15 protein-coding genes are annotated in these 18397 nt (G+C 58.2%); 9 read left to right on the forward strand and 6 right to left on the reverse strand.

Going from position 1 to position 18397, the window contains the following annotated elements:
• Nucleotides 1-59 precede the first annotated feature (59 nt).
• Entirely contained in the window at nucleotides 60-1298 is a 1239-nt protein-coding gene (locus AB6729_RS15740; protein ID WP_371082580.1) for a beta-propeller fold lactonase family protein, read from the reverse strand.
• Nucleotides 1299-1580: 282 nt separating this feature from the next.
• A complete protein-coding gene (locus AB6729_RS15745) occupies nucleotides 1581-3656 on the reverse strand; it encodes a M13 family metallopeptidase (protein ID WP_371082581.1) in 2076 nt (691 codons plus the stop codon).
• 153 nt (nucleotides 3657-3809) lie between these two features.
• On the opposite strand from AB6729_RS15745, the gene AB6729_RS15750 reads away from it, so the two are divergent.
• From AB6729_RS15750 to AB6729_RS15760, 3 genes are all read left to right on the forward strand, one after another.
• Nucleotides 3810-5147 (forward strand): Gfo/Idh/MocA family protein, encoded by a 1338-nt coding sequence (locus tag AB6729_RS15750; RefSeq protein ID WP_371082582.1) that lies wholly within the window; start codon nucleotides 3810-3812, stop codon nucleotides 5145-5147.
• A 204-nt stretch (nucleotides 5148-5351) separates the two neighbouring features.
• Nucleotides 5352-7139: a protease pro-enzyme activation domain-containing protein gene (locus AB6729_RS15755; RefSeq protein ID WP_371082583.1), complete on the forward strand. Its 1788-nt coding sequence runs from the start codon at nucleotides 5352-5354 to the stop codon at nucleotides 7137-7139.
• An 80-nt stretch (nucleotides 7140-7219) separates the two neighbouring features.
• Nucleotides 7220-7735 (forward strand): transposase, encoded by a 516-nt coding sequence (locus AB6729_RS15760; protein ID WP_371082584.1) that lies wholly within the window; start codon nucleotides 7220-7222, stop codon nucleotides 7733-7735.
• A 47-nt stretch (nucleotides 7736-7782) separates the two neighbouring features.
• Here the strand turns inward: AB6729_RS15760 and AB6729_RS15765 are convergent, their stop codons facing one another.
• Nucleotides 7783-8421: a redoxin family protein gene (locus AB6729_RS15765; protein ID WP_371082585.1), complete on the reverse strand. Its 639-nt coding sequence runs from the start codon at nucleotides 8419-8421 to the stop codon at nucleotides 7783-7785.
• A 33-nt stretch (nucleotides 8422-8454) separates the two neighbouring features.
• Here AB6729_RS15765 and ribH point away from each other — a divergent pair, with 33 nt between their 5' ends.
• Both ribH and nusB read left to right on the forward strand, forming a co-directional pair.
• Nucleotides 8455-9423, forward strand: a complete 969-nt coding sequence (ribH, locus tag AB6729_RS15770) for a 6,7-dimethyl-8-ribityllumazine synthase (protein ID WP_371082586.1) — start codon at nucleotides 8455-8457, stop codon at nucleotides 9421-9423.
• Nucleotides 9423-9863, forward strand: a complete 441-nt coding sequence (nusB, locus tag AB6729_RS15775) for a transcription antitermination factor NusB (protein WP_371082587.1) — start codon at nucleotides 9423-9425, stop codon at nucleotides 9861-9863. The genes ribH and nusB overlap by 1 nt, the downstream gene beginning before the upstream one ends.
• Nucleotides 9864-9952: 89 nt before the next feature.
• On the opposite strand, the gene AB6729_RS15780 is transcribed toward nusB, so the two are convergent.
• Nucleotides 9953-12316 carry a YncE family protein gene (locus AB6729_RS15780; protein ID WP_371082588.1) on the reverse strand — a complete coding sequence of 788 codons (2364 nt, stop codon included), beginning with the start codon at nucleotides 12314-12316 and terminating at the stop codon, nucleotides 9953-9955.
• Nucleotides 12317-12607: 291 nt separating this feature from the next.
• Here AB6729_RS15780 and AB6729_RS15785 point away from each other — a divergent pair, with 291 nt between their 5' ends.
• Nucleotides 12608-13429 (forward strand): DUF1080 domain-containing protein, encoded by an 822-nt coding sequence (locus AB6729_RS15785; RefSeq protein WP_371082589.1) that lies wholly within the window; start codon nucleotides 12608-12610, stop codon nucleotides 13427-13429.
• Nucleotides 13430-13695: 266 nt separating this feature from the next.
• Here AB6729_RS15785 and AB6729_RS15790 read toward each other — a convergent pair whose 3' ends face one another.
• Nucleotides 13696-14331 carry a TetR/AcrR family transcriptional regulator gene (locus AB6729_RS15790; protein ID WP_371082590.1) on the reverse strand — a complete coding sequence of 212 codons (636 nt, stop codon included), beginning with the start codon at nucleotides 14329-14331 and terminating at the stop codon, nucleotides 13696-13698.
• Nucleotides 14332-14554: 223 nt separating this feature from the next.
• Between AB6729_RS15790 and AB6729_RS15795 the strand changes: the two genes are divergently transcribed.
• The 3 genes from AB6729_RS15795 to AB6729_RS15805 all read left to right on the forward strand — a co-directional run bounded on the left by AB6729_RS15795 (nucleotide 14555) and on the right by AB6729_RS15805 (nucleotide 17038).
• Nucleotides 14555-15415: an NmrA family NAD(P)-binding protein gene (locus AB6729_RS15795; protein WP_371082591.1), complete on the forward strand. Its 861-nt coding sequence runs from the start codon at nucleotides 14555-14557 to the stop codon at nucleotides 15413-15415.
• 164 nt (nucleotides 15416-15579) lie between these two features.
• Nucleotides 15580-15999: a DoxX family protein gene (locus AB6729_RS15800; protein WP_371082592.1), complete on the forward strand. Its 420-nt coding sequence runs from the start codon at nucleotides 15580-15582 to the stop codon at nucleotides 15997-15999.
• A 208-nt stretch (nucleotides 16000-16207) separates the two neighbouring features.
• Nucleotides 16208-17038, forward strand: coding sequence for an alpha/beta hydrolase (locus AB6729_RS15805; RefSeq protein ID WP_371082593.1), 831 nt, complete (start codon nucleotides 16208-16210; stop codon nucleotides 17036-17038).
• Nucleotides 17039-17113: 75 nt separating this feature from the next.
• Here the strand turns inward: AB6729_RS15805 and AB6729_RS15810 are convergent, their stop codons facing one another.
• A complete protein-coding gene (locus AB6729_RS15810) occupies nucleotides 17114-18358 on the reverse strand; it encodes an MFS transporter (protein WP_371082594.1) in 1245 nt (414 codons plus the stop codon).
• Nucleotides 18359-18397 lie beyond the last annotated feature (39 nt).

Genomic DNA, 18397 nt, shown 5'->3' on the forward strand with positions numbered 1-18397 from the left:
TCCTCAAATCGTGTTGCCGGTTGCGGGACGGCCTTGCGACCGTCCCGCATATACCCGAGCTAGCTCGTGATGCCGCTGACGACCAGGCACGCCGGACGTCCCGTTGCCTGGAAGGTGGAGCCATGCTGCAGAACCTGCAGTGTGCCCTGATTGTGATCGACGTGATAACCCGTCACCGTTCCATCCTGGTTGGAGGTATACACCCACTGCTTGGAGGGGTCTTCCACCATGCAGACCGGACCGGAGCCCACGGAGTACGGATTCAGCTGGCCACCCTGCTGCTGCAACTGGCCGGTGCTCAGAATCTGGTACGCGCCGATGGAGCTCTTGGATGTGGAGGTGGAGGTATTGTTCTGGTTCAGAACATACAGCCACTTGTTGGCGGAATCCGTCATGGTCCAGACCGGGGTCGCGCCGCTGACAAAGTTGCTCACCGTGCCGCCGGTTACTGGCTGAAGCACGCCCGCGCTGGAAACCGTGTACTGCAGGATACGGTTGTTTGCGCCGTCCGTCAGGTACAGGTAGCTGCCGCCAAGGGTGATGGAGGTGATATTGATGGTCTGCGTCTGGTCGATGACCTGCGTGGAGTTCGCATTCACCGTCAACTGGCCGCCAGTGCCCACCGCGAGCGAGGTCACCGTCTGGTCGCCGTTCACGACGATTACCGAGGCGGATGACGTGGTCTTGATGCGGGTCGGCGCCGGGCCGGTGGAGGTGTAGGTCAGGTACGTGCCGTTGTTCTTCACGGACTGGTTCTGCACCAGCGACAGACGACCGGTGTCGGGGTCAATCGCAAAGACCGTGATGGCGCCGCAGGGTGCCGTCAACATGCCGGTGGCAGAGGCGCAGGTGGTCTTACTGTCCAGCGACACCTGATCCAGAACATAGAGATAGTCGCCGCCCGTGCTCATATCCATCCAGATGGGGGTTCCGCCCTGGCTGGCAAACGCCTGCTGGAAGGTCAGAACACCGTCGCCGCCGACACTGAACTCCGAAACGGAGTTGTTCGGGTCGTTCTGGTTCAGCACATACAGGTAGCGTCCCCCCGGCTTCACCACGCCCATGACCGGATTGCTGCCGCCTGCCGGGAAGGGCGAATGGACCATCTCCGTCAAGTTGCCGGAGTAGTTGTCAATCTTGTAGCCGGTAATGGTGCCCGCGGCGCTATTGCTGCTTGTCTGGCCTTCCATGACCCACAGGTAGCCAACTGTATAGCTGCCGCACGAGGTAATTCCCAGGGAGAGACCTACTGTTGCCGCACAGGCCAGAAGCTTCCGGCCGATTCCACTCAACTTCATGTGTTTCCTTCGATTCCCATGGACGGCCCCGGACACATGCCGCCGGCAAGACACACCTTCGCCTGGGAAGTGAAAATGCTCTGTTGATTGTATGCGCCGCGGGGGATTTCCGCCACCGCTGCTACCAGAACCTTTACCGCTTCTTATTGCTGTGCCGAGTAGACGGCGATTTACGGCAAAGGTTAGCCCTTGTCCAGGCCGTGAAAGGGAAATGTTTTCCTCAGATTAAAGAGGACGCAACTGACGTCAGCCGCGCCCTCGGGTTGTGTGGAGGGTGCTGGATTACCAGACCCGGCAGGCATTGGTTGGATACATCGGCTGCCCCTGTTTGCAGGAGAATGCCTTCGCAAAGTTGGCCTGGTTCTGTACGCCACCGTTGGTGCGGAAGCGTCCGGGCGAGTGGGGATCGGTCTTGGCACGCACACGAGCGGCCTCGTCGCGGGTGTTTTCGCACCACACCTGCGCATAGCCCAGGTAGAAGCGCTGCTCCGGCGTGTAACCGTCAATGGGTTTGCGTGCATCCGGTCCCAGTTTATTCAGTTCCTTCTGCATGGCCATGTACGCCACCTGCAAGCCGCCGTTGTCCGCAGTGTTTTCGCCCAGCGTCAGCTTGCCGTTCAGCTTGGTGCCCGGAACCGGCTCGAACGATCCGTATTGGTCCACTTCGCACTGGGTGCGCTTGTCGAACTCGGCCTTATCGGCCTCTGTCCACCACGAGCGCACGTTGCCCTGCGGATCGAACTTGCTGCCCTGATCGTCGAAGCCGTGGGTCATCTCGTGGCCAATCACCACGCCGATGGCGCCGTAGTTCACCGCCGGATCAATCTTGAAGTCATAGAACGGCGGCTGCAGAATGCCGGCAGGGAAGTTGATGTCGTTCTGTGCGGGGTTGTAATAGGCGTTCACCGTGGGCGGCGTCATGCCCCATTCCTTCTCATTCACGGGCTTGCCGATCTTGTTCAGGTCACGGCGATCTTCAAAGATGGACACGCGATTCAGGTTACCCACGCGGTCATCGCGCTTCACTTCCAGCTTGCTGTAGTCGCGCCAGATTTCGGGATAGCCAATCTTGTCGCGGAAGGTATTCAGTTTCTTCAGTGCTTCTACCTTGGTGGTGGCGCTCATCCAGTCCAGGTTCTTGATGTCCTCTCCCAGCGCGGCTTCAAGCTGGTGGACCAGCTCCTGCATGTTGGCCTTGGCTTCCGGCGTGAAGTACTTCGCCACCCAGTCCTGGCCCACGGCTTCACCCAGTGCGCCGTCGGTCTGCTGCGTGCAACGCTTCCAGCGCGGCGCCTGTTCCTTTTGCCCTTGCAGCGACTGTGCGAAGAAACGGAAGTTCTCCTGGTCAAACGCCTTGCTCAGCGCGCCCGCGTTGCTGTGGATCACATGCCAGCGCATGTAGCTCTTCAGGTCGTCCGTGCTGGCTGATGCAATCTGTGCGCTCAGACCTTTAAAGAAGTCCGGCGAACTCACATTCAGGTTTGTCACCGGCGTTTTGATGGCGGTGAAGTAATCGCTCCACTGGAACTCCGATGTGTAGCTCTGCAACTCGGTCAGCGGCTGTGGATGATAGCGCTTGGCCGGATCGCGCATCTCCACGCGCGGTGTCTGTGCCTGTGCCAGCGCTGTTTCAATGCGCAGCACGGCTTGTGCCTCTGCCGCAGCTTTTTCCGGCGTGTCGCCTGCCAGCACGAACATCTTCGTTACGTGCTCAACATATTGCTTGCGCAGCGTGACCATGCGCTCGTCATCCTGCAGATAGTAGTCACGGTCCGGCAGCGACGTTCCGCCCTGTCCCAGTCCGGGAATCTGTTTGCTGCTGTCCTTCTGATCCTGCTGCGAACCAAAGCCGAAGAACAAGGCGGTGCCGTAGGTGTCTTCCAGCGTGCCCACCAGCTTTGCCAACTGCTTCTTGTCATTCCAGCCGTCAATCTTCGCCAGGATGGGCTGAATCGGCTTTGCGCCCAGCTTCTCTGCCAGATCGTCATTCATGCACGCTGCGAAGAAGTTGCCATACTTGGCCTGCAGCGGCGTCTTCGGAGTCGCGGCAGCATCTTTCAGCAGCGCATAGACGGTGTAGACGTTGTGCTCCTGCAGTTCGTCAAAGCGGCCGTAGCGCACCTTGTCTGCGGGAATGGGGTGGTCCTTGCGCCAGTTGCCGCAGGCGTAGGCGTAAAAGTCAGTGCAGGGATCGGCCGTCTTATCGATGGCTGCCAGGTCCATGGAAACCGCGGGCTTCGGAACAGTAATGGAAGCCTCCTGCCCATCCAGAGCAAGAGACATCTGCTGGGCGGGGGCGGTCATGCCAAGGCCAAAAACGGCAACAGCGGCAATCACAGAACATACAGGAAACTTCATGCGCGGTCCTTCGGGTAAGTTTTGGAGTAAAGAGGAAACGTACCCCATACTGTAGTGGATTTCACCTGTCAGCGCAGCATTTTCATGGCCCCGGTTGGGCAGATGACAGGCGCATCGCTTACGATGACGGGTGCTGCTGGAGGAAAACAAAGCATGTCACTGAATCGCCGTTCATTTCTACGGAACGCCGGCCTTGCCGCTGCGGGAACACAGATTCCCCTGTTAAGGACCTTTGCCCAGGAACGCCGCCTGGGGCCGAACGACCAGATCCACGTCGCCCTGATCGGTGCAGGCGGACGCGGTCAGTCCATTACCAAATCCGCGCTGACCCTGCCCAACGTCAAACTGCTGGCCGTGGCCGATTGCTACGATGGCCGCCTGGCCCACGCCAAGGAGCTGTGGGGCAATGACCTGCAGACGACCAGGGATTACAACGAAATCCTGAAGCGCAGCGACATAGACGCCGTCATCATCGGCACGCCGGACCACTGGCACCGTAAGGTTGCCATCGATGCGATGGCTGCGGGCAAGGACGTCTACTGCGAAAAGCCCATGATCCACGAATATGCGGATGGCCCGCTGATGATTGATGCGGCGAAGAAGTACAACCGCGTCATCCAGATCGGATCGCAGCGTGTCTCGTCCATGATCTACATCAAGGCGAAGGAGCTGCTGGCCGCCGGCGCCATCGGCAAGCTGAACCTGGTACAGGGTCACTGGGACCGCAACTCTGCGCAGGGCGCATGGGAGTACACCGTGCCGCTTGATGCCAATGAGCAGACCTGCGACTGGCCGCGCTTCCAGGGCTCCGCTCCGAAGCACGCATGGGACCCGGAACGCTTCTTCCAGTGGCGCAAGTACAAGGATTACGGCACCGGCGTGGCAGGCGATCTATTCGTCCACCTGTTCAGCGGAACGCACTTCATCACCGGCACCAACGGCCCCTCGCGCGCCTATGCCACCGGCGGCCTGCGTTACTGGAAGGACGGACGTGATGTTCCCGATGTCCTGCTGGGCCTGTATGACTACGGTGACTGGAACCTGGAACTGCGCGTGAACTTCGTCGATGGTGGCGAAGAGAGCGAAGGTTTCACCTTCGTCGGCACGGAAGGCAGCATGGAGATCACCAGCCGCGGCGTCATCGTCAACAAGGTGCCGCGCGAAAAGGGCCCCGGCATGAGCATCGGCTCGTTCACCAACGAAATGCAGGCTCGCCTGAAGGCCGACTATGCGCAGAAGCACGCGGAAGACGCCGCGGCTCGCGCTGCGCTGATTGCCACGGGCGTGGAGCGTTACATGGCTCCCTCCGGCTACGACGATACCGCCGACCACTTCCGCACCTTCTTTGGCTGCATGCGCACTCGCCAGCAGCCCACGGAAAATGCGGTCTTCGGCTATCGGGCGGCAGGTGCGGCTTTGCTCAGCCTGCTCAGCATGGAGAAGGGCGCCGTTGTTCACTGGGACGCCGATGCCATGAAGCTGAAGAGCTAATCACTGTTCTATAGAACGAAGAGGCGCAGCTGAAAGGCTGCGCCTTTTTTCTTGCAGCATGGGGCTTAGGTCTCTTGTGCATTGCGCCGCAATGGACCACATGCGACGCTCGCAGGCACCCATATCTACGGTGCGCATCACGGAGCAGAGGAGTGCTCATACTGCGTACCGCTTTTCTTGTGTCATCTCCCGGAGGAACCGTACGTGAACGCTATCAAGACTCGCCGATACCTCGCCGCTGCTTCCATCGCACTCACCGTCACCAGCGCCTTTGCTGCGGAAAAGGCCGTGGACAAAGGCCGCGCGCCTTCTTCTGAGCAGGTGGGCTTCAATATCTATCTGCCATTGCAGAACCGCGACGCGCTGGATGCCGACATCGCAGCGCTGCATGATTCCACGTCCTCTCGCTATCAGAAATGGCTTACGCCGGACCAGTTCAAGACGAAATACATGCCATCGACGTCGCTGCTGCAGACGGTTCTGGCCCAACTGGCGGCGCAGGGAATTGACGTGACCATTGCCGGTCCGCAGCGGCTGCATTGCAGCGGCACCGCGTCTGCGGTAGAAGCGGCGTTGCGGACCACGCTCCACGATGGAACGTTCCGCAACGGCAGGAAAACGGTGATGGCGCAACAGGCGCCCGCGCTTACCGGAGCGTTGTCGCAGACGGGGGCCATCGTCACCGGGCTCTCCGGTTTTGTGCGCGCGCGTTCGTTTGTCCACACCGCACCCGCAGCCAGCCCGCAGAACCGCTACAGCACGGCCGGGCCTTACTGGTTCACAGACCTGAAGCAGGCATACGGCTGGCCGTCGTATACGGCATACACCGGCAAGGGAGTCACCATTGGCATCCTGATGACCGGCGACTACAACCCGACCGACATCGATGCCTACTTCACGCATGAGAAGCTGGCCACGCCGAAGATCTCCACGGTGCAGATCAATGGTGGCGCGCCTTACGACCCCAGCACTTCCACGGAAACACATCTTGACCTGCAGCAGTCCGGCGGTATGGCACCGCAGGCGAAGCTGATTCTTTACAACATGCCGGATCTGTCCGACGACAGCATCATGGCGGGCCTGTCGCAGATTGTGAACGACAACAAGGCCGATGTGGTGAGCATGTCCTTTGGCTCGCCGGAGGTTTTCTATAAGCCGGAATACAACGACGGCACGGACTTCAGTTACCTACTGAAGGAAGAGGATGACCTGATCGCGCAGGGAACCGCGCAGGGCATCACCTTCATTGCCAGTTCTGGCGATGCCGGCGCGTTGACGGCATTTCCGCCAGCCTGCTTTGACTACGGCCCGGACTGCGGACCTGCCATTGCGGCGGTTAGCTTTCCTGCATCCAGCCCGCATGTGGTGGGCGTGGGCGGAACCAATCTGGTGACCACACTGACTTCATCCACAGACCTGAGCTCTATCTACGTCCGCGAACAGGCTTACGCAGACCCGCTGGAAGGCGATATCTTCTACGGCACGTCGTCCACCGGTCAGTACTGGGGTTCCGGTGGTGGCGACAGTGTTTACTTCCGCAAGCCGCTCTACCAGGCACTTGTGAATACCGGCAATGCAAAATTCCGCACGGTGCCGGATGTGTCGCTGCACATGGGCGGTTGCCCGGCGGGATCCATCACCTGCAACGCGGACGACAGTTCAGACATTGTCACCATTGGCGGCTATAACTATGCCGTGATTGGAACCAGTGCCTCTGCGCCGGATTTCGCCGGGCTCACGGCACTTGCAGTGCAGCGCTTCGGTCGACGCATTGGCAATGAGAACTACTACATCTATGCGTTGTCCGCACTACAGAACCTTGGCCTGGCAAAGGTTTATCGCCAGGGCATCCCCGGCTTCAACGGCCTGTATTCCACCACGTCTAAGGGCTACAACCGCGTGCTGGGCAACGGTACGGTGATCGGCAAGCAATTCCTGCTTGCTCCACTGGTTCCGTCGGCCGGAACGCCGCAGACGCCGAGCAATCCGTAAATCTCGCTTCCATTCGAAAAAGGAAGGGGTGCCCCACGTCTCGCTTTTGAGACGTGGGGTTTCTTTGTAGAATTCGCACCATGCCAACAGGCCTGGTGCGATATCAACAATCCGGTCATCTCCATGCAGTTAACTTTTCCTGCGATCAACGTCGCCCCTACCTTGGTACTCCAGAAGCGAGGGACTTATTTGAAGATGCGTTGGAACGGATGCGTCTTCGTTATGGTTTTTTCGTGAAGGCGTATGTCGTTATGCCAGAACATATCCATATGGTCGTGAGCGAGACAGACCGTAAGAAGCTTTCCACCGCAATCCAGGCACTGAAGCTTTCGGTGGTTCGGCGTAGACCGGAAAAGCCGTTCTGGCTTAGCCGCTACTACGACTTCAATGTCTTCCATGAAAACAAGCTGGTGGAGAAGATTGATTATCTACACCGCAACCCGGTAGCCCGATGTCTCGTCGCTGAACCTCAGGATTGGAAGTGGTCCAGTTACCGTCATTGGCAGACGGGCGAGGAAGGGCCTGTTCAGATCGAATCGCCCTGGACCGCACGAAAGCGCGGGGGCCTTCCACCCCAAGCGTTATGTGGCGGATGAGTCCCACGTCTCAAAAGCGAGACGTGGGGCACCCGAACTCAGGGATGTTATGACTTCCACTTAATGTTGCAACCCAGGCTTGGCACCTGATGTGCCAGCGGCGGATTGCCGGTGATCAGGTTCTTGATCGCTGCTTCCAGGTCCGCTCCATGCGCAGCCTGATGAATCTCCGGGTGCCGCTCCACACCCGCCTTTGCGTCGCTCTCGCGGTAGGGGCGTGTGCGGTCAAACTGCGCGTGGTAGACCAGCTTCCGATCCTGATCGAACAGGTACAGGTCCGGCGTGCAGGCTGCATGGAACTCACGGGCTGTCTCCTGCGAATCATCGTGCAGGTAGGGAATGGTGCAGCCTTCGCCCTTGTCCCATCCCAGCCGCTTTCCCTGTTCGCGCATCCCCGCGGGGCCGTCGTCCGGGAAGGCAATCTCGTCGTTGGAACAGATGCAAACGGTGGCAATTTCCCTGGCATATTTCTTCGCCAACGCAGTGAACGCCACTTCCATGTGCTTCACAAACGGGCAGTGGACGGAAATGAACGCCACCAGCAATCCTTTGCGAGCGTACGGATCGTCCGGTCCGGCGTAGATATCGTCGCGTCCCAGCGCCTTGTTGCAGAGAACGCATTCCAGTTCAAACGCCGGGCAGACCGCGCCCAGGGAAAGTTCGGTGTTCGATTCCGTACGTGCCATGAATAGATGCTACCGCTCTTCTACAATCAAAGAATGATCAAGGGTTTGACCGTAGTAAAGCCGGTAGGTTCGTCGTCGGCGTGGGAACGGCTCAGCGCGCTTTTTTCGGAGCTTGGCTTCGAGCCGGGCAAGGGATGGGACGACGGCACAGGCCGCGGCGTCAGCTTCCTTGCGCCTCTCGGCAACGCTGAGTTTGTCACCGGGCGCCTGCCCACGGTGCCGGAGTTGCTGATTGAATGCACGCAGCTCGACCTTGTGCATGGCATTGTAAAGCGCTGGCTCAGCACAGAATTGCGCACGGAAGAGATCAGCGGACGCCTCTCCGGCATTTCGGAAACCTACTGGAAATCGCGCCTGTTCACGGTTCATCTTGGCGATGACGTGGTCTTCGGTTTCTGGGAGCGCGAAGACGTTCTTGCCGGACGGCCCATCGCTGTAGAGGGCGACCTGTCCGCTGCTGGCATGAAGTTTGGCATTGTCGTCGCGCGCTGGAATGCCGTCATCACAGACCGTCTGCTGCAGGGATCGCTGGATGCGATTACACGCAGCGGCGGCAAGCTGACAGACGTGCAGATTGTCCGCGTTCCCGGCGCATGGGAGATTCCCTCTGCCGCACGTATGTTGGCGGATCTTCGTGACGACAGCGGCAAGCGCAGGTTTGACGCCATCATCACGCTGGGCTGCCTGCTGCGCGGTGAAACGGCGCATTACGAGGCGATTTACAACGAAGCCGCGCGCGGCATCGGTCAATCGCAGCAGGACACCGGATTGCCACATGCATTTGGCGTGCTTACCTGCGAAACGCTGGAGCAGGCGCTGAACCGCGCCGGCATTAAAGCAGGCAACAAGGGATTTGAAGCGGCGATTGCGGCCATTGAGATGGTCAGCATCGCCCGCAAGATTGGTCATGCGGCTGCCGGAGAACACGAAGGCAGCGGCGTCACCGCTGGAAAGAATGCGCAGGCCGATGTCGACCGCGCCTCGGAAGGATTTGTGAAGTAATGGGACAACGTAGAAAATCTCGCGAACTTGCCATGCAGATGCTGTATCAATCGGACCTGGGCAAGCAGACCGCAGCGGAAGTGCGCCGCGTCTTCTGGAAGAGCCGTCAGGATGATGAGGGCAACGCTACCGTGGACCTGGAGACGCAGAGCTTTGCGGAAGACCTGTTCCGCGTTGCGGTGGAACGCAGCACTGAGATCGACGAGCTGATCGATAAGCATTCGCAGAACTGGCGCGTGCATCGCATGGCCGTTGTGGACCGCAACCTGCTGCGCACAGCCGTGGCGGAGATGATCGCATTCAACGGAACGCCGCATCCCATCGTCATTAACGAAGCGCTCGAGATTGGCCGCAAATATGCCGCCCCGGAGAGCATTACATTTCTCAACGGAGTGCTGGACGCGATCTCGCGTTCGGTGATGGAGAAGCGGTTCTCCTGATGTAGCTGTAGGTGTCTCTGAGTTCCATGCGATAGACCAAGAGAAAGGCCGCCATTGCTGGCGGCCTTTCTCTTTGGCATTGTCTCTGGTTAATTGTTGGTGACAGAACGCGGGTACTGTACCAGCAGGTTCGGAACCGCGGTACCGCCGGTCGTCGTCAGGCTGGGCAGTTTCGGATTCAACTGGGTGGTGTCCGTCAGCGTGGAACGTGTGATCTGGTGCACCTGGTTGTCGCCGGACGTGCCTGCGAAGAAGAACTTGTTATCCGATGAGAACACGCCCGTTACCGGTGCGGTCGCTCCGTTGGTCAGCGTGACTGGGGTGACCTTGCCCGCGTTCGCACCCGAGGTTGAGGTCGCGTAGACGGGCAGCGTGGCACCCGTGGAAGGCGAGCCGCTGATCGGCAGGTAGGTGGCAAAGGCCTGCGTTGCATCCGTGGTGGCATACACGCCCGTGATGGACGTCGCATTTACGCTGGTCGAAACCGTGGTGTTCGCTGCCATGCCAAATACTGGCGCAGCACCGGACTCAGGGCAGTCGCCTGTCGGTAATACGCCGCTGAAAGTACGCGTACCGTTCGCGCCATCGTTCGCCGTAGAGGTCGGGAAAGTGATGTCGTTCATGATGGGCGTGCCACCCGAAGTTGGCAGGCGCAGGTCCAGCAGGTGCTTGCCATCATTGGTTGTCACGGCGCGATCATTTACGGCGGCAGCGACGGTCAGGTTCCCTGCCTGCGGATAGAAGACGGTGGAGACACCAGTGCTGTTCGCACAGTAGGAACGTGCATTTACGGCAGTATTGCCGGTGACGAAAGCGCCCACCGAGGGAATGGCAATTGCCACATCTGTGGCGCCGCCCGCGGACAGGTCATAGTTCTGCCAGCTGGTGAAGGTGGAGTACACCAGCAGGTGGTTGTCCGTGGTCAGAACGTACAGCGTGGAACCATCCGGCGTATAGGCCGCACGTGTTGCCACACCATTGTAGGTGCTGACAATCGCTGGCGTGGACGTATTGAAGATGGTGATGACCTTGCGGCTGCTATCGGAGATCACGGCCGTTGCGCTATCCGGTGACACCGTCAGAAGCGAACCCTGGATGCTGGGGTACGAGGCCAGCAGGGTGTTGTTCGCGGTTCCGAACGTCATCAGGGCTTCGGTCGATCCCATAAAGATCGTCTGGCCGTTCTGGGCCATGATCATGGAAGTCGGCGTATAGGGCAGTTTGATGGGCGAGGGGATCACACTGGTCGTGAGGTCGATCGGCACCAGGTACTGCGAATCCGTGCTGCCCACCCAAAGGCGGGTACTGTTGCTGCCCGGCGTGGTGGACGTAATGGTGTTTGAGGCTACCGGCTTACCGGTGCCCAGCAGACCCACGTTGCCATAGGGAGCAGGGTTGCAGCTCGGCGGCAGGCAGAACGCGTTAATGGCTGCAACGCCGGGGAAGACCGGCGCAATCGACGAAGACGATGCCGGAACGGCAACCGGGTTGGTTGAGGTCACCGTCAGGGTCAGGCCCGTCAGCGTAACACCGTTCACGTCCTTCACCACAGCGGTGAGGGGTTCGGTGGTGTTCGGATTGATGACGACGTTGCCGTTCGTCGCATTGGCGGTGCTGATGGTGATGCTCTTCGGCGGGCAAACAGACATCAGACCGGCGGTGGAGGTGGACTGCGCAATGTTTGCAGTCACAATCGTCGTTCCGGGGGCCAGTGCGGTGGCGACACCGCTGGTGTCTTCAAAGGTCAGCAGGCCGCTGGTCTGCGCCGTGAAGGTTGCATGGCCTGCGGTATAGGTGATGTTCTGCGATCCCGCAAAGAAACGCGCCACAAGCTGGGCGCTTTGGCCGAACGAAATGCACGTATTCGGGACATACGGAGCGGCCGTGGTCACAGCGGAGGCGGTGTACTGCGCGCAATTGGTCGCAGGGTCATTCGTACAGTCGGTCGATGCCGTTCCCAGCGTAATGGCTGTGATCAGCGGGTGGACGTAAACCAGAACCTTGTTGCTGTTCGCGCCGCCGCCGGAAGCAGTCAATTCAGCCACGCCGGACTTGCCCGACGAGGTGCAATAGGTATAGTCCGCGACGCCGCCCGGGTTGTTGCGGTTCCATGTTCCGGCGCAAAGCTGGCCGGTGGTCGGGTTTACGTCCGCCACAGGAATGTTGGAGGCGTTATTCGGGTCCACCGTGGAATAGGTGTACTTCGAGATGCTCACCGTGTTGTTCTTGCAGTCCACAGCAGTGGGCGTGGTCACGTTCTGCGTCTGACCGTAGCTCATGCTGAGGCCGCCAACGGTCGGATTCAGGGTGATGGTCTGCGGATCGCCGACCCGAGGCCCAATAGTGCCGCTGCAATAAGCGGAGCTGGTTCCCTTGGCGCAGCCGGAAAGCGAAATACCGACAGGCAAAGCGAAGAACAACAGGATGAACAACGAGAGGAAACGACGACGCAAAGAAAACCTCCCCGCAGCGCCTGATGCATAGTGGCGTTGCGGTCTGTACCTGGGACGGAAAAAGACCCGGAAATATCTACGGTTCAGTGTAAATCAGAGTTGAGGAAACGTTCGGGCATCCTGGTGATCCGAACCTTTCTTCCTGTAAGACGAAGAACCCAACCGCCTGGCAGCAGAAGTCCGCCAACATCTTTATATAGTTGTGGTCTGGTGGGGGGAAAGCTGTAAGGACGCCATTTTTGCCTGGGTGGCTGTCTCTGGCGCTCCAGATGCGATATTCTTCGCTGCACCATGATGCCCGCACGCTTTTTCGCTCTGAGTATCCTTGCTGCCTCGTCTCTTCTGGCCGTCAGCGCCACGGCCCAGACGGCTGCTCCCAAGCCGTCCCACGAAGATACTGAGTTTTATCACCCGGTTCCGCCCGTCGTGACCCCGGCAGCCACCGTCGGCCAGCCGCCCTCGGACGCCATCGTGCTTTTCGACGGCAAGGACACCCAGCAGTGGGTCGCCGCCAAGGACAGCACCACCCCCGCCGACTGGGACGTGCATGACGGCGTCATGACCGTGAAGAAGGGTGGCGTCGGCAACATCGAAACGAAGCACCGCTTCAAGGACTACCAGCTCCACCTGGAGTGGAAGATTCCCGCCAGCATCACCGGCGAGGGGCAGGGCCGTGGCAACAGCGGACTTTTCCTGGCCTCCACCGGCAAGGGCGACGCAGGCTACGAAGTCCAGATCATGGACAGCTACAACAACCCCACCTACACCAACGGCATGCTCGGCAGTGTTTACAAGCAGGCTGTGCCGCTGGCCAATGCCGCCCGCAAGCCCGGCGAATGGTCCAGCTATGACGTGGTCTGGACTGCTCCGCGCTTCAACGCCGACGGCAGTCTGAAGACCCCGGCCTACGTCACAGTCTTCCTGAACGGCGTTCTGGTGGAGAACCACTTCGAGCTGAAGGGCGAAACCGCCTACGTAGGCCAGCCCGTTTACAAGGCGTACGACACAGCGCCCATCAAGCTGCAGGCCCACGGCGACAAGAGCGAACCCATCAGCTTCCGCAACATCTGGGCCCGCGAAGTCAAGCCCTGGACAGAACCGCTGACGAAGTAGTTTGGATCAAAGCCACATACCAAGAGGGACGCGAAAGCGTCCCTCTCATTTTTCCGGCAATCGAGCAGGCGGCGATAAGCCGAGCTATCGAGACTATTTCATTGTGAAGAGTGTGATTTTTCCGTGAAGCGAGCTCTCCCAGCCAGGCAGGCATTTAACAGGAAATGCCGCATTCGCATTGGGTTTAGACCAGGCAAACCAGGTAGCGAGAAGTCGTCGGGAGTCGTGATCTTTACCTTCAACGACACCTAAGTAGACCGACGCTGTTATCGCTTTGAAGCGCGGGATCCGCCGGATCGCTTCGCAATTGCGCTCTTGGGCAACCGCGGAACGGCCTGAACACCTGCCCAAAGCGTGGCAATTGTTTGTTCGACTACGAGAGTCTGGTCCGTCAAGCCGGGCACAACCCCCTGGATGACCATGAGTGTGGCGAGGCCAAAGATCGCAAACCACCAGGTGTGGGCTATCACCACGTCATCCCTATTCGGCAATCCTTCATCCCGGGCCACATCGAAAAAGAGCTGTACGAACCGTTGGAACAACGGCGCGCCAATGTCGTCGATATATTGTCCAGCGCGGGTGCCATTACGGTTCTCCGGCCCAAAGAAGACATTACGGAACTGCTGCGGATGGGCCGTACAGAACTGAATCAAGCCGCGTGAGGTCGCAAAAAGGCGCTCTTCGGGTGACAGATGTTTAGCGGCAATCGCGTCGAAGTTCTGAATCATCAACTCGATCGTCTCCCTGCTCAACTCGGCAAGGATGTGCCATTTGTCGGGAAAGTGCTGATAAATCACGGCGTGCGTATAGCCGATCTCTTTCGCAATCTCGCGAAGCGTTACAGCTTCGTAGCCGCGATCGGCAAACATTTTGCTGGCCGCTGCAAGAATTTCGCCCCGCAACTTCTCCTTACGCTCTACCCGGCGACTTGGTGATGTGGACGTCACCTGAACAGCTTAGTCTCTTCTGATGATTTTGACGACCGATTGTTTATTTATAACCGCCGGTTCGTAACCATAGATCAATTTGCAACCAATGGTTAGCATTTACCTCTAATCGTCAGGTCGCACATTTGGACAGGCGGCCACATACAAGGCAAAGGGGAAAACCAGCATGTATTTAGTCATGGGCATCACTGGCAAAGTTGGGGGTGCCACTGCGCGGCACCTGCTGAAGCAAGGCAAAAAAGTGCGGGCACTTGTGCGTGATCGTGAGAGGGCCGCGCAGTGGGCAGACCGGGGCGTGGAGTTGATCGAGGGAGACTGGAACAATTCGACGGCCATAATCGCGGCGCTCAGTAATGTCGAGGGTGCGTTTGTTATGTTGCCGGCCGTATGGGCACCCACGCCTGATTACAGAGAAGCAAAGAGCGTGATTGCGAGCTATGTCGAAGCACTGACCAAGATAGCGCCTCCACGGGTGGTAGCACTCTCGTCGATGGGCGCAAATAGAACAAGCGGGCTGGGAATGATCACAGCCTTATCACTCCTGGAGCAAGGTTTTCGCAGCTTGCTCTCACCTGTTGCATTTGTGCGCGCAGGCGGCTTCTTCGAGAATTTCCTCTACGGCTTACAGGCCGCCCAGGGCGGAACACTACCGGTCTTCTACAGTCCTACAAACCGGAAATCGACAATGGTCGCAACGGACGACATCGGAGCAGAAGTGGCAAAGCTTCTCACTGGGCCAGCGTGGTCAGGGCATCGCGTCATCGAGTTCGGTTCGATGGTAAGCGCAGATGAAGTGGCCGCACAATTGGGCGAAGTCTTGACACTCGACGTAAAAGCCTTTGCAGTCCCGCGTGCAGGTTGGGCGGAGGCGTTCCAACAGTTCGGCGTCCCGAAGGGCCACACCGGGTCTGCTGAAGAAATGTTTGAAAGCATTAATGAGGGATGGATGGACCTTGGAGTCACGGGTACAGAGCACGTAGCGGGTAAGACCTCCGCACGCGATGTATTTGCGGCTGCGCATAATGCCGTCAACGCATAAGTCCCAGCAAGTTTGGAAACTGTGACGCCAATGTCAAAAAAGACTGGGCTTAAACATGAAAGGTCTTGTTTGGGTGCAACGGGGCGGAACCGGACGGCTGATCGTCCGGTCCGCGCAAACGAAAGGCTATCCCATCAGGACCGCAAGAAAAGGATCTTCTTACGATGAAAACTGAACAGGCAATAGGTAAATCGGTGTGGGCAGGCCGAGCAATTCAAATCGCCGCAATGGTAACAACCGTCGTTGTCGCCTTCATGTGGATGTATTTCGGAAGGTTATATCTCATTCACGATCCGGTCGAATGGAGGATTGCCAACCAGCAACTCGGATACCCGATCTATATCATCCCTTTGATCGGCGTAACGCACATCCTTGGTGGCGTGGGTCTTCTGATTCCAAATGTCCCTCGATTGACTGAGTGGATTTATGCTGGCTGCGCGTTCACGCTTTTACTCGCATTCTATTCACAACTGAATGGCGGTGGCAGTACCTGGGATAAATTTGACCCAATTCTTGTCATGACGTTCGTCTTTGCTTCGTATGTATTAAGACGCTGCATGTGTGCAAACAAGTGGTCGATATGAAGGACGCATTCGGCGGGAGGCGGCACTAACCTATGGGCAGAGAAGACTCAAAATGGCGAGAACAGGCCAATACACTCATCACGAGAAGATTGGCAGATAGTGACATCAGTCCTGATCAACGCGCCTATCATTCGTTATGCTCGGACTTCCGTTATTAACTGTCGCAACAAATACACTTATGTCTTCCTTTGTAATTCCGGAGAACCGCATGATTCGCTGGTGTGCCATTGTTTTGCTTTGTGTCCTGACTTTGTCTGCATCCGCGCAGACCTGGGATCCGCCCATTGGCCATCGTGTCACGTACAAAACTGTCGATGGCCGCGACCTTGGCATGTGGATTGTTGAGCCGAAAGACTTTGGCGCGCAGGACTATGCTGCGAAGCGTCCTGCTGTGTTGCTGGTACATGGTGGCGGCTGGGCCAATGGCGCTGCAGGGGTGCATAACGCGCAAGCAAAGGTGATCGCCCAACACGGTGCTGTGGCGATTTTGTTGCAGTACAGGCTGTTGCCGCATAACCCGCATGAAGAACCGCGCATCTGCGTGGAAGATACAAAGAGCGCGATACGCTGGCTTCGCGCACATGCTGGCGAGCTTCGCCTTGATCCAAACAAGATCGCAGCAGGTGGCAGCTCCGCAGGTGGTTATAACGCAGCTTATGCCGCAGTCGGCCCCGGTTGGAATGACCCGCATGACGACGTTAGTATCTCCGCACGGCCGGATGCCCTGGTGTTGTTAAATCCCGCGTTGGATATCCATTACTCCAACGCGATGTTTCATAACGACCAGAAACTCTCACCCATGAGTTACATCAACAAGGACGTCCCGCCAATGCTCATCCTGAGCGGCAGCAACGACGAAGTGATCCATGCCGATCTGTTGCGTGACTATGCGGAGAAATTAAAGGCTGCAGGTGTCCGTTGTGAGCTTCATATCTACCCCGGCCAGGTGCACACGTTCTATCGCAACGAGCCCTATCTCTCAGAAACCAACGCGCAGATCATAACGTTCCTGCATTCGTTGGGATTCGTCTCTCCCTGACACAAAAGAAGAACGCCACCTCGCAGCAATATATCTGCAAGGTGGCGTCCTAACATCCGCAGCGAAGTTCAGCCCTCAGGCAGACTGTTCTTCCGTATTCATCAGTGCAATCGCTTCGGCATCTGACGATCCTGCATCGTGCTTCTTACTGGTGTCCGGAAGAAACCCGGTCAGCAATCCGAGCGCAGGCAGGAACGAGCAAACCTTGTACACGTATTCGATGCTCGTATGATCGGCCAGCCTGCCCAGCAGTGCCGCGCCCAATCCACCCAATCCAAACGCCAGTCCGAAGAACAAGCCTGAAACCATGCCCACGCGGCCGGGCATCAGCTCCTGCGCATAGACCAGGATTGCGGAGAATGCGGAGGCCAGCACCAATCCAATCAGAACGCTTAGAACAACGGTGACCGGCAGCGTTACGTATGGCAACAGCAGCGTCATCGGCAGTACACCCAGAATCGAAATCCAGATGACTTTCTTTCTTCCAATGCGGTCACCCACTGGTCCACCAATGACCGTACCCGCAGCCACAGCAGCCAGGAACAGGAACAGGTAGAACTGCGCATCCTTCTGCACCAGATGAAAATGCTGCATCAGGTAGAAGACGTAGTAACTCGTAATGCTGGCCAGATAGAAATACTTTGACAGCGTCAGCACCACCAGCACGGCAAGCGCACCGCCAACCTTGTTGCGGCTCAAAGTAAGTGTGGTGGCCACAGCATGTTTCTTCTGGATCGCGTGTCCGTGCAGCTTGTACCAGTGGCCCAGTCCCGTCAGCAGAATGATGCCGAACAGCGCCGCCAGCGTGAACCACGCCATGCTCTTCTGTCCACGCGGCAGAACGACAAACGCAATCAGCAAAGGCCCAAGCGACGATCCAAAGTTGCCACCCACCTGGAAGACTGACTGCGCCATGCCATGCGCGCCGCCCGATGCCAGCCGCGCCAGCCGCGACGATTCCGGATGAAAGATGGACGAACCAATGCCCAGAAGGGCACCGCCCACCAGCAGCATCGCGTAGTTCTGTGCAAACGCCAGCACCAGTAGACCGCTCATGGAGATGGTCATGCCAAAGGGCAGGGAATACGGCTTCGGTTTGCGATCGGTGTAGAAACCCACAAAGGGTTGCAACAGCGACGCGGTGATCTGGAACACCAGCGTCAACGTGCCGATCTGCCCAAACGAAAGATTGAAGTTTCCTTTGAATAGCGGATACGCTGCAACAAAAAGTGACTGCAACATGTCATTCAGCATGTGGCACAGGCTTGCCGCGCCTAACACGCGATACGCAGTGGTGGATTCCTTTGAGTTCTGGCTCATGGCATCATCTGCTTTCTCGAAAAGCTTATCTCTGGACAA

The organism is Terriglobus sp. RCC_193 (genome assembly GCF_041355105.1).
Taxonomy (GTDB): Bacteria; Acidobacteriota; Terriglobia; order Terriglobales; family Acidobacteriaceae; genus Terriglobus.

Excerpts from the sequence above, each read along its gene's own strand:
- AB6729_RS15740 (WP_371082580.1), bottom strand. The coding sequence starts at position 1,298 with ATGAAGTTGAGTGGAATCGGCCGGAAGCTTCTGGCCTGTGCGGCAACA.
- AB6729_RS15745 (WP_371082581.1), bottom strand. The coding sequence starts at position 3,656 with ATGAAGTTTCCTGTATGTTCTGTGATTGCCGCTGTTGCCGTTTTTGGC.
- AB6729_RS15750 (WP_371082582.1), top strand. The coding sequence starts at position 3,810 with ATGTCACTGAATCGCCGTTCATTTCTACGGAACGCCGGCCTTGCCGCT.
- AB6729_RS15760 (WP_371082584.1), top strand. The coding sequence starts at position 7,220 with ATGCCAACAGGCCTGGTGCGATATCAACAATCCGGTCATCTCCATGCA.
- AB6729_RS15765 (WP_371082585.1), bottom strand. The coding sequence starts at position 8,421 with ATGGCACGTACGGAATCGAACACCGAACTTTCCCTGGGCGCGGTCTGC.
- ribH (WP_371082586.1), top strand. The coding sequence starts at position 8,455 with ATGATCAAGGGTTTGACCGTAGTAAAGCCGGTAGGTTCGTCGTCGGCG.
- nusB (WP_371082587.1), top strand. The coding sequence starts at position 9,423 with ATGGGACAACGTAGAAAATCTCGCGAACTTGCCATGCAGATGCTGTAT.
- AB6729_RS15785 (WP_371082589.1), top strand. The coding sequence starts at position 12,608 with ATGATGCCCGCACGCTTTTTCGCTCTGAGTATCCTTGCTGCCTCGTCT.
- AB6729_RS15795 (WP_371082591.1), top strand. The coding sequence starts at position 14,555 with ATGGGCATCACTGGCAAAGTTGGGGGTGCCACTGCGCGGCACCTGCTG.
- AB6729_RS15800 (WP_371082592.1), top strand. The coding sequence starts at position 15,580 with ATGAAAACTGAACAGGCAATAGGTAAATCGGTGTGGGCAGGCCGAGCA.
- AB6729_RS15805 (WP_371082593.1), top strand. The coding sequence starts at position 16,208 with ATGATTCGCTGGTGTGCCATTGTTTTGCTTTGTGTCCTGACTTTGTCT.
- AB6729_RS15810 (WP_371082594.1), bottom strand. The coding sequence starts at position 18,358 with ATGAGCCAGAACTCAAAGGAATCCACCACTGCGTATCGCGTGTTAGGC.